Genomic DNA, 13,940 nt, shown 5'->3' on the forward strand with positions numbered 1-13,940 from the left:
TGTGAAGAGAGGGCTGAATAAATGCTGCCCGGCAGAAATGAGAATGAAAAACAATCCGGTAACTATACTGCTAAACAAAACAATGTTATAAAGCTGAGGTATTGCCCATAAGAATGAGGAGTATATAATAGCTAACAGCTTCATGTTATTTCAGGAAAAGTAAAATAATCATCGCCGACATCATTTTCCTCAATTGCTTCATAGCCTGGTAAATATGATTGTCTACGGTTTTTGGGGAAATATCCAGAATGGTAGCAATCTGCTTGTAGGAGTAACCTTTAAACTGAAAAAGTTCAAAAATTTTTTTCCTTGTTTTCGGCAGTTTGTTGATGCTCAAGTGGAGTTTTTTTATCAGCTGCTCACTTTCTTCATAGTTAATATTATCTTTCGGTTCTTCAGCAGGTTCTGCCTGATGGGAAAGATTTTCATACAGCTTACGCATTGTTGCCTGTTTGCGCAACCAGTCAATAAGCACCAGCCGCGCTTTGTGGAAAAGTTGTATTTTTTCAGGTACTTCGGTTGATAAAGAAGATCTGTACTCCCAAAATTTTATGAAGGTTTGCTGTGTAAGTTCTTCCGCATCAGGGTAGGATTTGGTTTTTTTAAGAAAATAAAAAAACAAACATTCATTATACTTGTTGAAAAAAAACTCAAAAACTTCCGGGTTGTTATTTTTTATTTCTTCAATCATTTACGCTGATGTTATATAATATCCGATCATAAAGATACTTATTTTTCTATTTATTGGTAAACTATTTGTTGCAAGATCTCGCAGTTACTTAAAGCAGCACGATCACAATTTAAAAAATAAATTGTGTTATCTATAATTGTATTATAATATACCCGCACCTGTTAGGCAGATAGCTTACCTTCTACAACGATAACAGATTAAATAGTAGCGAAATCATTGGCTTTTTAGGTTTTTACAACTAAATTTGGCCGGTTCCGATATATCATACAAAATATTATTTACATAAAATACATTTCTGATGAAGCGCTTCTTTCTATTTTTTACGCTGATATTTTTTGGGGCATACTATGCAACCCTTGCACAAAACCGTTCTGAATTCCTGTTAGAAAAAAACTGGAAATTCTCCAGGGAAGAAAGCCCTGATTTTATGCAGCCCACATTTGACGACAGCAAATGGCAAACAGTAACCGTACCGCATGACTGGGCTATCTACGGCCCGTTTAGCCCGAACAACGATATGCAAAATGTTGCCATTTTACAAGACGGGCAGACCAAAGCTACTGAACATGCGGGTCGCACGGGCGGCTTGCCTTTTGTGGGCATAGGGCTGTATCGCATACAGTTCGATATCCCGCAGTTTAAAAAAGGAAAACGGGTAACTGTTTTGTTCGATGGCGCCATGGCCAATTCGCAGGTATATGTCAACGGAAAGAAAGCAGGCGAATGGCCCTATGGGTACAACTCCTTTCATTTTGATATAACCGATTATGTTTTAGAAGGACAGAAAAATACCCTTGCCGTACATCTGATGAACAGGCCTGAACAATCCCGCTGGTATCCCGGCGCAGGCTTGTACCGCAATGTGCATGTAATTGTTACAGATCCCGTGCATATTCCTGTATGGGGCAGCTATATTACTACACCCGTAGTAAGAAAAGATTTTGCCCGTATAAATCTGAAAACCAAAATTAAAAACGCTGATAAAAACGGTGTTTATATTTTAGAAACTGTTATCAAAGACGCAAACGGTAAACACGTAAGCACAAATAAGGTAAACCTTACAACATATGATGAAGGCGAATTTGAGCAAAATTTTGTTGTACTTAATCCTGTTTTATGGTCAATAGATAATCCTGTTTTATACACTGCCGAATCTAAGTTGTACAATGCAGACCTGCTTGTGGATACCTATAATACCAGGTTTGGCATACGCACTATTGAATTAAGGCCAAACGACGGATTCTACTTAAATGGTGAAAAAACAGTATTCCGGGGAGTATGCAATCACCACGACCTGGGGCCTCTGGGCGCGGCTGTAAATAATGCAGCCATTCGCAGGCAAATAAGCACAATGAAAGATATGGGTGTAAATGCCATTCGTACCTCGCACAACATGCCTGCGCCCGAACTGGTGCGCGCCTGCGATGAAATGGGTATGATGCTGATGGTAGAAACTTTCGATGAATGGAAGCAGCCTAAAGTAGCCAATGGTTACAATCTTTTTTGGGACAAGTGGGCTGAAAAAGACCTGGTAAATTTATTGCACAATTTCCGGAATAATCCTTCTGTAGTGATGTGGTGTATTGGCAATGAGGTGCCGGAGCAGGCAAATGGCACAGAAGGGCCGAAAAGAAATAAATTTTTACAGGATATCTGCCACCGGGAAGATCCAACCAGGCCTGTGACCAACGGAATGGACAACCCGGGAGCAGTTACAGCTAATAATTTTGCTGCAATAATGGATGTGGCTGGTTTTAATTACCGGCCGCATTTATACCATGAAAATTATAAAAAGCTGCCTCAGCAATTGATACTGGGTAGTGAAACTGCATCAACGGTAAGCTCCAGGGGCATCTACAAATTTCCGGTAGAAAGGAAATCGATGGTAAAATATCCCGATCACCAGGCATCGTCTTACGATGTGGAGCATTGCGGCTGGAGCAATCTGCCCGAAGATGATTTTATTCAGCACGAAGACCTGCCGTATGCTATCGGCGAGTTTGTATGGACGGGATTTGATTACCTGGGAGAACCTACACCATACTATACTGACTGGCCAAGCCACAGCTCCCTGTTCGGCATTGTAGATCTGGCGGGTATTCCCAAAGACAGGTTTTATTTGTATCGCAGTCACTGGAACAAAAAAGCAGAAACGCTGCACATATTGCCGCACTGGAACTGGAAGGGCCGCGAAGGTGAAGTAACACCGGTATTTGTTTATACCAATCATCCTTCCGCCGAATTGTTTATCAATGGAAAAAGCCAGGGAAAACGCACCAAAGACCTCAGCGTGAAAAGAGATTCCAGCGCCAATAAAGAAGCCGAAAAAACTTTTGAACGTCAGAAAAGATACCGGTTAATGTGGATGGATACCAAATATGAACCCGGCACAGTAAAAGTAGTGGCATATGATGCCAATGGGAAAGCGGTAGCTGAAAAAGAAATGAAAACTGCCGGAAAGCCACATCGCATAGAGCTTTCCGTGGACAGGACCCATATTAAAGCAGACGGGAAAGATCTTGCTTTCATCAATGTAAAAATAGTAGACAAAGAGGGCAACTTCTGCCCCGACGAGACAAGGCAGATCAACTTTAAGGTGGCCGGTGCAGGAAATTACAAAGCTGCGGCCAACGGCAACCCAGCCAGCCTGGAATCGTTTCAGGCGCCTTCTATGAGATTGTTTAGCGGGCAATTAACAGCTATAGTACAATCCGGAGAAACTCCCGGCAACATTATTTTTGAAGCAAGCGCCAAAGGTGTGCGAAGCGCTAAAATAAATATTCATACGAAATAACCATGCCGCCTTAGGCGGGGCCAGTAAGGAATGCTTATTTATCGCGACAACTGAAAACAAATAAAATAAATACATGCAAAGAAGCATGTTAATCCCGATGGCTACCGGCAGGAACGAACGTATAAGCGACGTGCCCCCGATAGCTATCGGAAACAAGAATACCGGCCCGGCTGTGGGCGATTAAAAACAGATAAAATAAGGTCTTAATGCGCTTAGCCTGACTCGTAAAATATTACCTTTCCGGATGTTTAAAAGAGCCTGTATAGATAACCATTAAACAATCAATATGGATGGCTGCACTTGATCTTATCAGAATGTATTATCTTTAATAATCTTAAACTACTCAAACATATGACATCAAAAATAGTTTACAAAGGCGATCTCAGAACGGAAATGACACACCTGCAGAGCGGGTCCACAGTACAGACAGACGCCCCGGTAGATAACCAGGGCAGGGGAGAATTATTTTCCCCTACAGACCTTGTGGCCACAGGCTTAGGCAGTTGCATGATGACCATCATGGGCATTAAAGCACAAAGCATAGACATTGATCTTACAGGCACGGAAATGCATGTGACCAAGATTATGGCCCCCGATCCAAGGAGGATTGTAGAGATACAGATTGAAGTAGATTTTCCTGATCGTTTATCTACCCTGGATGAGAAGCAGAAGACGATTATTGAAAAAGCCGGTCTTACCTGTCCGGTGGCTAAAAGCCTGCATCCAGACATTGTACAGGCCATAAATTTCTCATGGTAGATCAGGCTTTAAACAAATCTCTAAAACATTTTTTGCTATATTCGTACAATGCAAGATTTGAAAACAGAACTTGATAAAGACATGTTGTCTTTCGAGGAATTCCGTTCTTCGGTGCTCAAAGATTATAGAACAGCTATCGTGAGCCGTGAAGCAAGCCTGCTGGGCAGAAGAGAAGTGCTGACGGGCAAGGCTAAGTTCGGCATCTTCGGCGATGGGAAGGAAGTAGTGCAGGTAGCGCTTTCAAGATACTTTCAAAACGGCGATTTCCGCTCGGGCTATTACCGCGACCAGACTTTTATGTTTGCAACCGGCATGTCTACCATAGAAAGTTTTTTCTCTCAGTTGTATGCAGATACAAATCCCGCGCACGATACGGTAAGCTCCGGCAGGAACATGGTTTGCCACTACGGCACGCCAAACATCAATGAAAACGGAGAGTGGCTGCCGCTGGCTGATATGAAAAACACATCAGCCGACATTGCGCCTACAGGCGGGCAGATGCCGCGCGCCCTGGGCCTTGCATTTGCATCCAAGCAGTTCAGGAACAATCCTGCTTTGCAACATGAGAAATTCGCATCGCTTTCCCGTAACGGTAATGAAGTATGTTTTGCCACCATTGGCGATGCAGCTACCTCAGAGGGCCATTTCTGGGAAGTGATGAATGCAGCCGCTGTATTGCAGGTGCCGCTTGCCGTATTTGTGTGGGACGATGGCTACGGTATCTCAGTACCTACACGCAAGCAGACCACGAAAGGCTCTATTTCAGAGGCTTTGAGCGGTTTTCAAAAAGAAGCCGGTACCAATGGTATGGATATATATACTTTAAGAGGCTGGGACTACCAGGAGATGTGTGAAGTGTTTGAACATGCCATTCAGAAAATAAGAGATACCCATACACCTGCTCTTTTTCACGTAAAAGAAATTACACAGCCGCAGGGGCATTCTACTTCCGGCAGCCACGAAAGATACAAAACTCAACAAAGGCTGCAATGGGAGAGAGAGCACGACTGCCTGCGCAAGATGAAAGAATGGATCATTGACAACGGTATTTCTGATGAAGAAACACTGAATAATATACAGGCAGAAGCAAAAGAAACCGTAAAAACAGCACGCAAAAAAGCATGGCATAAATACCAGGAGCCTTTGCGGCAACAGGCAGAAGAAGCCGTAAAACTTTTATCTCACATACAGACCGGTAACAGCAAGGCCGACGAAACCATTACGGAAATAAAAAATTTCCTGCAATCAAATAAATCACCGCTGATAAAAGACAGCCTCATAGCTGTTTCAAAAACTTTGAGTGTACACCAAAAGTACGGTATCGTAAACAAAGAGCTGGCTCATTACTATGAATCACTGAAACAAAAATGGCACAACGTCTATGACAGGAACCTGATGGATGAAGGCCCGAAATCTGCGATGCTTGTAAAAGAGAATACACCGGCCTACAGTAATGATGCAAAGTCTGTGAACGGGTTTGAAGTATTGAATAAATACTTTGATCTTTTATTTAAAACCAATGAAAGAGTAGTAGCGTTCGGTGAAGACGTAGGCCATATCGGCGATGTAAATCAAGGCTTTGCAGGATTGCAGCAAAAACATGGCGAAATGCGCGTGTTTGATACCGGCATACGTGAACTTTCTATTATCGGGAAAGGTATTGGCCTGGCCTTGCGCGGCCTGCGCCCTATAGCAGAGATACAATACCTGGATTACCTGTTGTATGGACTGGAACCGCTCAGCGATGATGTGGCTACCCTGCATTACCGTACCGACGGCAGGCAGAGCTGCCCGGTCATTGTACGTACAAGAGGCCACCGGCTGGAAGGCATGTTCCACAGTGGCTCACCCATGGGAATGGTCATTAACAGCCTGCGGGGTATGCATGTGTGTGTGCCCAGGGATATGACGCAGGCCATCGGAATGTACAATACATTATTAAAAAGCAATGACCCGGGCCTGGTTATAGAATGCCTGAATGGCTACCGCCTCAAGGAAAAAATGCCTGAAAACCTTTTAGACATTACCATTGCGCTGGGCGTACCCGAAGTGATCCGTGAAGGCACAGACATTACCATAGTATCGTACGGATCTATTTTGAGGATCATTGAAAAAGCTGCAAACCGCCTGGAATATCTCGGCTATTCCTGCGAAGTGATTGATGTGCGTACGCTGTTGCCTTTTGATATCAATCACACCATTGTGGAATCCTTAAAGAAAACCAGCCGCATACTTTTTGTAGATGAAGATGTGCCGGGAGGTGCGGCTGCGTATATGTTCAACAAAGTGATTGAAGAGCAGGAAGGCTACAAATACCTGGATGTAAAACCCGGAACGCTCACGGCCAAAGCACATCGTCCGGCTTATGCTTCAGACGGCGATTATTTCAGCAAGCCCAATATTGAAGATGTAGTAGAGATGGTGAGCAGCATGATGAAAGAATAACAATTTCATAATGACCGATACAAATGCATTGGAGGCAGTTTACCGGCATCCGCTTTTTAAAAATGATGCCCTGGAAAAAATATTTGCTGCTCATGAGTTGGTACATTTCTCTAAAGGAGATTATTTACTGAAAGAGCAAAAAATAGCAAACGAATATTTTATACTTCAGTCAGGACTTGCACGTTCTTTCGTTTATGATTATACCGGCAATGATATTACCATCACTTTTTTCGGCGAGAAGGAAATCATCATTGAAGTATCTTCTTTGTTTCAGCGTGTGCCTTCGCAGGAAAACATACAGGCGCTTACAGATTGTTGCTGCTGGAGAATAGGCTTCCAGGATTTTCAGCAACTCTTTCATTCCATTGAAAGTTTTCGGGAGTGGGGGCGTTCATGGATGGCAGAGCAATTGTTCCTGTCTAAGCAACGCTCCGTTGAGATGATTACCACATCTGCAAAGGAAAGGTATTTAAAGCTTATGAATGAGAAGCCGCGTGTGCTGCAGCTGGCTCCACTGAAACAAATAGCTACTTATCTCGGCATTACCGATTCTTCTTTGAGCCGCATTAGAAAAGAACTTTCAGATAAAGATTAAATAGTTTTTATTTTCCAAGCGCATATACGGCAAAGCTGCCCAGCCAGTGATCGCCTCCATAGTTTGCTTTAAATAATAAAGGCAGCGCCCTTGAAAGAAATTCATTCGATTTATTTTTAAAAGCATTCTTCATGGGATGTCCTGTTGGCAATACCCTGGACACCTCTTTCATACACCATGCTTTGGAAAAAGATAATCCTACAAGATGTACTGTCTGGTAATCGTTTATATCGCTTATTACCGGGATTTTAAAAATATTCCGGATGCTTCTTTCTTCGTAAAATTTATTCAACCAATTTGTAAATTCTTTCTGCGGAAGTACCCTGCTCATCAGTTCTGCAATTTCCAGGCTGGGCGAAAAGAAATCTGATCCGTCGGGTTCCAGGTAAGCCGGTGTTTTTTCATCTTTTAAATAAAAATATTTTGCCTTATTCAATAAGGCTTCCTCAAACGATTTATCGCGTACAACCCGTGCCCAGTCTATGGCAAATGCAAGCGCGAATGCTGTATTCGGGTGTACACCGGTTCTGTTTGGATAGGTTTGTTTAGGCAAAAATGTTTTCCATAGCTTTACAATTGTATCTGTGAGCGGCTTTAAATGCTTGTGCCATTTTTGGGCAGACGGGTTATTCCAGTTTGCCAGTTCTTCGTCGAGCTTAAGCAGCCATGCCCAGCCATATGTTCTTTCAAAAGTATTGGTGAGCGCGTATTTTGAAAAGTAGGCTGCTTCTTCCTCCAGGTTTTCCGCCTGAAAAGATGTATCAAGCATCTGGTAGATTTTATCAGCATTTTTTATATTGGGAAATATCTTTAACAGCTTTACCAGCATCCAGTGGCCATGCACCGAACTGTGCCAATCGAAGCAGCCATAGAAACTCGGGTGCAATGCTTTCGGGCTTAGCATGGCTTCTTTTTCATTATTTATAATGTGCGCCGTTTTATTAGGGTATTCCTGTTCTATACAATGTAATGGTAATTGAGAAAGCTTCAATGCAACTGCTTCTGTTAATACCGGTTTATGCTGCGCATTCACCATCGTTGTCAGCAACAATAAGCAAGACAGTAATTTTTTCATCCGTTTATTTTTATTGATTTTGTTTAAGTGCGGCAACGCATTTATGGAAATGACCATTTTTTAAACAACGACTAAAGTAGTAAAATATTATCAATTATTTTTATCACCCCCAATACTATAAGCCAATGGGATGTATAGACACACCTTTGATACGTGATTAGTTTTATCCTAAAAAAATACTGCATAAAGGTGATGTATCGATTGCGGCAATCCGCTTTTTTATTTCTTGCCTTATGGCAAGTGTACTTATGCAGAATAATTTTTAGATTTGATATGCCAAAACATCATTTATGCAGGAGCATATCAATGGGAGAATAATTTCTGAACCAGCTGGAAGGTAGTTCCGGAAAACTTTCGACCTTATGCTGAAAATAATCAATTATGAATACAGTAGATGAGTACATTGCAGCTCAAAGCTACAAACACCAGGCAAAGCTGGAAACTATGCGGCAGGCAATAAAAAAAACGATCCCTGATGCATTGGAAAGTATGGCTTACGGCATGCCCGCCTACAAATTAAAGGGTAAGCCGCTGGCTTATTTTGGGGCAGCAAAAAATCATATCGGCTTTTACGGAACGCCGGTTACGCACGAAGCCTTTGCAGAAGAATTGTCCGGGTATAAACAGGGAAAAGGTTCTGTGCAGTTTCCTTTAGATGAAGAATTACCCATTGCACTCATAATAAAAATGATAAGGTATAAAGCCAAAACGATCAATGGAAGTGAGAAAATTAAATAACAACGGTCTTTGCTGAACCGGTGAGAAGAAAGCGGGCATCCTGTAATAAAGGCCTGCATGCCGCTGACTTAACAGTAAGTACCGTGAAACGCAAGCAGATATATTGTAGTATTCATTCACTTAAATAAAAAACATAGCCATGGATAAACTGGAAATTAAAACATCAATTGGCATACTGAAACCAGTGCAGGACGTTTTTGAAAATATAGTAAACCCGCAAAAAATGTCGAACTATTTCATTGCAGAAAGTACCGGTCCAATGGAAACAGGCAAAACAGTTAACTGGAAATGGCCCGAATTTGATGCAAGGTTTGATGTGCAGGTAAAAGATGTCCGGCCAAACCAATTTATTTCATTTACATGGCCGGCAGAAAGCGGCGAAAGTATGTTAGTAGAAATAACGCTTGAAGAATTACCGGGAAATGCCACAAAAGTAATTGTTACAGAAAAAGAGCAACCCAATAATGAAGCCGGCATCAAATGGCTGAAAGGAAATACGGAAGGTTGGGCTAATTTCCTGGCGTGTCTAAAGGCTTTCAGCGAATATGGCATCAATCTGCGCAAAGGTGCTTTTGATTTCATGTCAGATGATTAACCTGCAAAAATGATTGTCATGAAATAGGCATAAGCACAGTTGCATATCAACTTTTAATGCATACAGGCTATTCCATGTGGCAACTGAAAAAACAAATAAATATATACACATGAAATAGCCATAAGCAAAGTTGCATACCAACCGCAAATGAATAAAGGCTATTCCATGTGGCAACTGAAAAAACAAATAAATATATACACATGAAATAGGCATAAGCAAAGTTGCATACCAACCGCAAATGAATAAAGGCTATTCCATGTGGCAATTGAAAAAACAAATAAATATATACACATGAAATAGGCATAAGCAAAATTGCATACCAACTGTTAATGCATAAAGGCTATTCCATGTGGCAATTAAAAACAGCCGCAAAGCGGCGCACTAAAATATATACACATGAAATAGGCATAAGCACAGTTGCATATCAACTTTTAATGCATAAAGGCTATTCCATGTGGCAATTAAAAACAGCCGCAAAGCGGCGCACTAAAATATACACACATGAATAATAAAATCCATCCCTGTATCTGGTGCAATCATAATGCAGCATCAATAGCCGGTTTTTATGTTTCAGTTTTCCCGGATGCAAAAATCGTCACGGAAAACCCTGTTGTAGCTATGATCTCAATTGGTGGCCAAAATATAATGCTGCTGAATGGCGGTGATGAGTTTAGACCTACGCCTGCGCTTTCACTGATGTTCTTAAGCACCTCTGAAGAAGAGATAGAAAGTATATACAACAAACTTTTAGAGGGAGGCATATCTCTGATGCCGCTTGGCGAGTATCCTTTCAGTACAAAGTACGGCTGGATCAATGACAAGTATGGAGTTAGCTGGCAATTATACACCGGCAAAGCTGAAGATATTATACAGAGAGTAGTACCTACGCTGATGTTCACCGGGTACAACAATGGTAAAGCCAGGGAAGCTGCTGATTTTTATATGAACATTTTTCCCAATTCCAAATTGCAGGGAATGCTTGAATATACCGGTGCTGAAGAAGAAACTGCAGGGCATATAATGCATGGTGAATTTATGATTGATAATTATTTAATCGGTATTATGGATAGCTCTTTAGATCATAAATTTAATTTCACCGAAGGTATTTCACTCGTAGTTAACTGTAAGGATCAGCAAGAGATAGATGCATACTGGAGCCAATTAATTGCTGGTGTCGGCACGGAAAGTATGTGTGGCTGGCTGAAAGATAAGTATGGTATAAGTTGGCAGATACTTCCTGAAAATATAGGAGAACTTGTGCAAACAAAAAAAGGCGGAGAAGCGCTGATGAAGATGGGAAAAATCATTATTACAGATCTGGAAAGGGCAAATTCCTGATCACCAAACATACAACCATGATTAAATTATCATTTGAAAAAAAGATCAATGCCCCTGCACAAAAAGTTTGGGATGCGCTATGGAGCAAAGATACCTACACAATATGGACAAAGTATTTTTCTCCCGGCTCTTCTATGCAGTCAGACTGGAAAGTAAATGGCAGAACTTATTTTACCGATGCATCAAAGAAAAACGGCATAGTGTCTACCATCATTAAAATGAATAAACCCACAGAAATCGTGTTTGAGCATATTGGAATTTTAAAAGATGGAGAAGAAGATGTAAGCAGCGACGAAGCAAAATCTTTTGCCGGCGCTTTGGAAAGCTATCACCTGGCAGAGGATGGTATTACTACCTTGACCGGTTCCGTGGAAACTGCAGAGGAATACGAAGAAATGATGAGAAGCGGTTTTGAGAAAGGGTTTGAAGAAGTTCGGAAACTTGCCGAAGCATAAGTATACAGGATAATCGCATTCTTGCCATACGATAACCAGGAGGCGCTAACATGCTTTAATCAAAACTAACATTATGGAAATCCCAAAATCAAAAAAATTAGAAATAATCATTCCTGCCTATAGATGGCACAGTCAGCAATTCTACAACGCACTTCAGGATATTACTGAAGAAATGGCCTTGCAAAGAAATGATGGCAATACAAACCATGTATTGTGGATGGCAGGCAATCTTGTAAATGATCGATATTGGGCAGGGAACATTCTCGGAATGAAGGATACTGATCCAAACGCGGAATTATTCAATGCGGGTAAGGCTATTGAAGACAATAAAATTTATCCTTCTCTCCAATCTCTGAAAGAAGAATGGCATAAGATATCTCCCGGGCTTTACGAACGATTGCTGCAGGTTAGCGATGAAGAGCTGCAGGAAGCCTATAACATGGGTTTAGGTGTTTCATTTTTTGCGGAAAATAAATTGAATGCCATAGGCATGTTTATCGGCCGGGAAGACTATTTGCTGGGCCAGATCGGTCTGATGCGCAAATTACTTGGGTTACAAGGTATGAGTTATAAGGTGGATGAAACTCTTGCATATTGATGCAGGAATTTTTATACAGCAGGGTAAAAAAATATTTCTAAAAAAGAGCCTGGTTATGTAAAAAAGACCGGGATAAAGTAGGTATTATGTTGTGGCTATTCAATAATTATTGCTGATGGTTCTACCACGCAGGTTCTGAACGCCATTGGAGTAGAAAGTAAAGAAGCGCTGAATAAGCCGGTAAAGACAGCTTTAGAGAATGGTGGCAAAAATACAGCAACCACAGGATCATGGCTGGATGTATCAAAAATACTTTTACAGATGTTGACGGCCACCAGTGGGAAGTGTTTTGAAGCGATTTCTCACAGTTCTGAGCAGCATACAGTGTAGAAGTTTAGCATTTTGTTCTATACACCCGGTTAATTTTTTTTGTGGTAAATAGTAAGGAAATATTGTATTTTCGGATAAAATAATTGGCCATTTAAAAATCAGAAAATGCAAAGATTAATACTGGTTATTTCTTTTTTGTTTATTCTCTTGGCCGGTAAAGGCCAGGCTATTTTTCCTACAGACAGTACTACTGCCATAAAAGATACGGTTGACCTGGCAAAGAAGCTTGATACCCTCAGGTCTTATGCGGAGCGCGGAAATGTATTGGCACAATTATACCTTGGTAGTTTATATTATCAGGGAAAATTTATAAAGAAAGATTCTGTTGTAGCAAAGGAATGGTTTACCAGGTCATTTAAGTGGTTTGAGGCGCTTGCAGAAAAAGGCGATCCGTTTGCAGAGAGCATTGTTGCCTACTTTTTAGATAAAGGTATACTTACCGGGAAAGATGATGCCAGGGCGGTTTACTGGTACGAGAAAGCTGCTGCCAAAGGCAACGCACACGCACAGTTTAATTTAGGCTGGAAGTATGAGCAGGGAGAAGGTGTAAAGCGTGATGTACTCCGTGCGCGGGAATGGTACGAGAAAGCTGTAGAAAAAGGCGTTGCAGCAGCAAAGACTAATTTAGGATGGTTTTATTATTCAGGCACAGGCGTTGAGAAAGATTATATAAAAGCAGTGAATTTATTCCGTGAGGCCATAGTGCAAAGTAGCGATCCACGTGCTGCAAATAATTTAGGATGGAGCTACTATGAGGGCAATGGCGTAGCACAGGATTATAAACAGGCAGTTTATTGGTTTACCAAATCTGCAGAAAAAGGCGATCATTTAGCGCAATACAACCTGGCACGCTGCTATGCAACGGGGCGTGGTGCGACTAAAAATGAACAACTTGCATTCGAATGGTTTAGCAGGGCCGCCACACAGGGATATGCCGAAGCTCAGACAATGACAGGCTTAAAATATTTATATGGCCATGGTACCGGAAAGGATCTGATAAAAGCAAAGGAGTGGTTTACGCAAGGAGATGCTGCTGGAGATCTTCGTAGTAGTTATTATCTGGGCATATTGTATGAATTAGGCATGGGTGTGGATATAAACAAAAAAAAAGCTGTTGAATATTTTAAAAAAGCTGCAGATGGTGGCGTATCAGATGCGGAATTTAGGCTGTCATTGTCTTATTTCGCCGCCGATGATAATAAGCAAGGTCTATTTTGGCTGAAAACGGCAGCTGCAAACGGAAATGTGAATGCGCAGGAACATTTAGGTAATTCTTACCAGGTAGGTTATAAGGTTGAACAGGATTATAAACAAGCATTTGAGTGGTTTAAAAAAGCCGCCCAACAAGGGAGCCTGAAATCTCAGCACAGTTTGGGTTTATGCTACGCCAATGGCCGGGGTGTAAAAAAAGATATCAGGCAAGCCGTTTACTGGTTGAAAAAAGCATGTGCCGGTGGCTTAAAAACTTCCTGTGATTCTATGAATGCATTAGGTTTGAAATAATAATAGGAAACATTTCTTTTGATA

Annotated in this window: 12 protein-coding genes; 10 read left to right on the forward strand and 2 right to left on the reverse strand. The window is 41.4% G+C overall.

What is annotated here, in order from left to right; all coding sequences use genetic code 11:
- Nucleotides 1-145: 145 nt before the first annotated feature.
- Nucleotides 146-691, reverse strand: a complete 546-nt coding sequence (locus tag OD355_RS07140) for an RNA polymerase sigma factor (RefSeq protein ID WP_263037772.1) — start codon at nucleotides 689-691, stop codon at nucleotides 146-148.
- A gap of 298 nt (nucleotides 692-989) precedes the next feature.
- On the opposite strand from OD355_RS07140, the gene OD355_RS07145 reads away from it, so the two are divergent.
- The 4 genes from OD355_RS07145 to OD355_RS07160 all read left to right on the forward strand — a co-directional run bounded on the left by OD355_RS07145 (nucleotide 990) and on the right by OD355_RS07160 (nucleotide 7,284).
- Nucleotides 990-3,485, forward strand: a complete 2,496-nt coding sequence (locus OD355_RS07145; protein ID WP_263037773.1) for a DUF4982 domain-containing protein — start codon at nucleotides 990-992, stop codon at nucleotides 3,483-3,485.
- Nucleotides 3,486-3,836: 351 nt separating this feature from the next.
- A complete protein-coding gene (locus OD355_RS07150; protein ID WP_263037774.1) occupies nucleotides 3,837-4,244 on the forward strand; it encodes an OsmC family protein in 408 nt (135 codons plus the stop codon).
- Between the two features lie 48 nt (nucleotides 4,245-4,292).
- Complete coding sequence (locus tag OD355_RS07155; RefSeq protein ID WP_263037775.1) at nucleotides 4,293-6,689, forward strand: alpha-ketoacid dehydrogenase subunit alpha/beta; 2,397 nt, start codon at nucleotides 4,293-4,295, stop codon at nucleotides 6,687-6,689.
- 10 nt (nucleotides 6,690-6,699) lie between these two features.
- The gene (locus OD355_RS07160; RefSeq protein ID WP_263037776.1) at nucleotides 6,700-7,284 is read left to right on the forward strand and encodes a Crp/Fnr family transcriptional regulator; all 585 of its coding nucleotides are present in this window, start codon (nucleotides 6,700-6,702) and stop codon (nucleotides 7,282-7,284) included.
- 7 nt (nucleotides 7,285-7,291) lie between these two features.
- On the opposite strand, the gene OD355_RS07165 is transcribed toward OD355_RS07160, so the two are convergent.
- Nucleotides 7,292-8,359 carry a DUF2891 domain-containing protein gene (locus OD355_RS07165; RefSeq protein WP_263037777.1) on the reverse strand — a complete coding sequence of 356 codons (1,068 nt, stop codon included), beginning with the start codon at nucleotides 8,357-8,359 and terminating at the stop codon, nucleotides 7,292-7,294.
- Nucleotides 8,360-8,740: 381 nt separating this feature from the next.
- Here OD355_RS07165 and OD355_RS07170 point away from each other — a divergent pair, with 381 nt between their 5' ends.
- The 6 genes from OD355_RS07170 (at nucleotide 8,741) to OD355_RS07195 (ending at nucleotide 13,916) form a co-directional block, all read left to right on the forward strand.
- On the forward strand, nucleotides 8,741-9,097 hold the full coding sequence (locus OD355_RS07170; protein ID WP_263037778.1) for an iron chaperone: 357 nt from the start codon (nucleotides 8,741-8,743) through the stop codon (nucleotides 9,095-9,097).
- A 139-nt stretch (nucleotides 9,098-9,236) separates the two neighbouring features.
- On the forward strand, nucleotides 9,237-9,692 hold the full coding sequence (locus OD355_RS07175; protein ID WP_263037779.1) for an SRPBCC domain-containing protein: 456 nt from the start codon (nucleotides 9,237-9,239) through the stop codon (nucleotides 9,690-9,692).
- Nucleotides 9,693-10,193: 501 nt separating this feature from the next.
- Nucleotides 10,194-11,030 (forward strand): VOC family protein, encoded by an 837-nt coding sequence (locus OD355_RS07180; RefSeq protein ID WP_263037780.1) that lies wholly within the window; start codon nucleotides 10,194-10,196, stop codon nucleotides 11,028-11,030.
- 17 nt (nucleotides 11,031-11,047) lie between these two features.
- Nucleotides 11,048-11,485 (forward strand): SRPBCC family protein, encoded by a 438-nt coding sequence (locus tag OD355_RS07185; RefSeq protein ID WP_263037781.1) that lies wholly within the window; start codon nucleotides 11,048-11,050, stop codon nucleotides 11,483-11,485.
- Nucleotides 11,486-11,558: 73 nt separating this feature from the next.
- Nucleotides 11,559-12,083, forward strand: a complete 525-nt coding sequence (locus OD355_RS07190; RefSeq protein ID WP_263037782.1) for a DinB family protein — start codon at nucleotides 11,559-11,561, stop codon at nucleotides 12,081-12,083.
- 435 nt (nucleotides 12,084-12,518) lie between these two features.
- A complete protein-coding gene (locus OD355_RS07195; RefSeq protein WP_263037783.1) occupies nucleotides 12,519-13,916 on the forward strand; it encodes a tetratricopeptide repeat protein in 1,398 nt (465 codons plus the stop codon).
- Nucleotides 13,917-13,940 lie beyond the last annotated feature (24 nt).

Origin of the sequence: Haoranjiania flava (assembly GCF_025631005.1) — a bacterium.
Taxonomy (GTDB): domain Bacteria; phylum Bacteroidota; class Bacteroidia; order Chitinophagales; family Chitinophagaceae; genus Haoranjiania; species Haoranjiania flava.

Bases quoted from the DNA above. Each gene is read 5' to 3' on its own strand.
- OD355_RS07160 (WP_263037776.1), top strand. From the start codon at position 6,700: ATGACCGATACAAATGCATTGGAGGCAGTTTACCGGCATCCGCTTTTT.
- OD355_RS07190 (WP_263037782.1), top strand. From the start codon at position 11,559: ATGGAAATCCCAAAATCAAAAAAATTAGAAATAATCATTCCTGCCTAT.
- OD355_RS07145 (WP_263037773.1), top strand. From the start codon at position 990: ATGAAGCGCTTCTTTCTATTTTTTACGCTGATATTTTTTGGGGCATAC.
- OD355_RS07155 (WP_263037775.1), top strand. From the start codon at position 4,293: ATGCAAGATTTGAAAACAGAACTTGATAAAGACATGTTGTCTTTCGAG.
- OD355_RS07195 (WP_263037783.1), top strand. From the start codon at position 12,519: ATGCAAAGATTAATACTGGTTATTTCTTTTTTGTTTATTCTCTTGGCC.
- OD355_RS07165 (WP_263037777.1), bottom strand. From the start codon at position 8,359: ATGAAAAAATTACTGTCTTGCTTATTGTTGCTGACAACGATGGTGAAT.
- OD355_RS07170 (WP_263037778.1), top strand. From the start codon at position 8,741: ATGAATACAGTAGATGAGTACATTGCAGCTCAAAGCTACAAACACCAG.
- OD355_RS07175 (WP_263037779.1), top strand. From the start codon at position 9,237: ATGGATAAACTGGAAATTAAAACATCAATTGGCATACTGAAACCAGTG.
- OD355_RS07150 (WP_263037774.1), top strand. From the start codon at position 3,837: ATGACATCAAAAATAGTTTACAAAGGCGATCTCAGAACGGAAATGACA.
- OD355_RS07180 (WP_263037780.1), top strand. From the start codon at position 10,194: ATGAATAATAAAATCCATCCCTGTATCTGGTGCAATCATAATGCAGCA.
- OD355_RS07185 (WP_263037781.1), top strand. From the start codon at position 11,048: ATGATTAAATTATCATTTGAAAAAAAGATCAATGCCCCTGCACAAAAA.
- OD355_RS07140 (WP_263037772.1), bottom strand. From the start codon at position 691: ATGATTGAAGAAATAAAAAATAACAACCCGGAAGTTTTTGAGTTTTTT.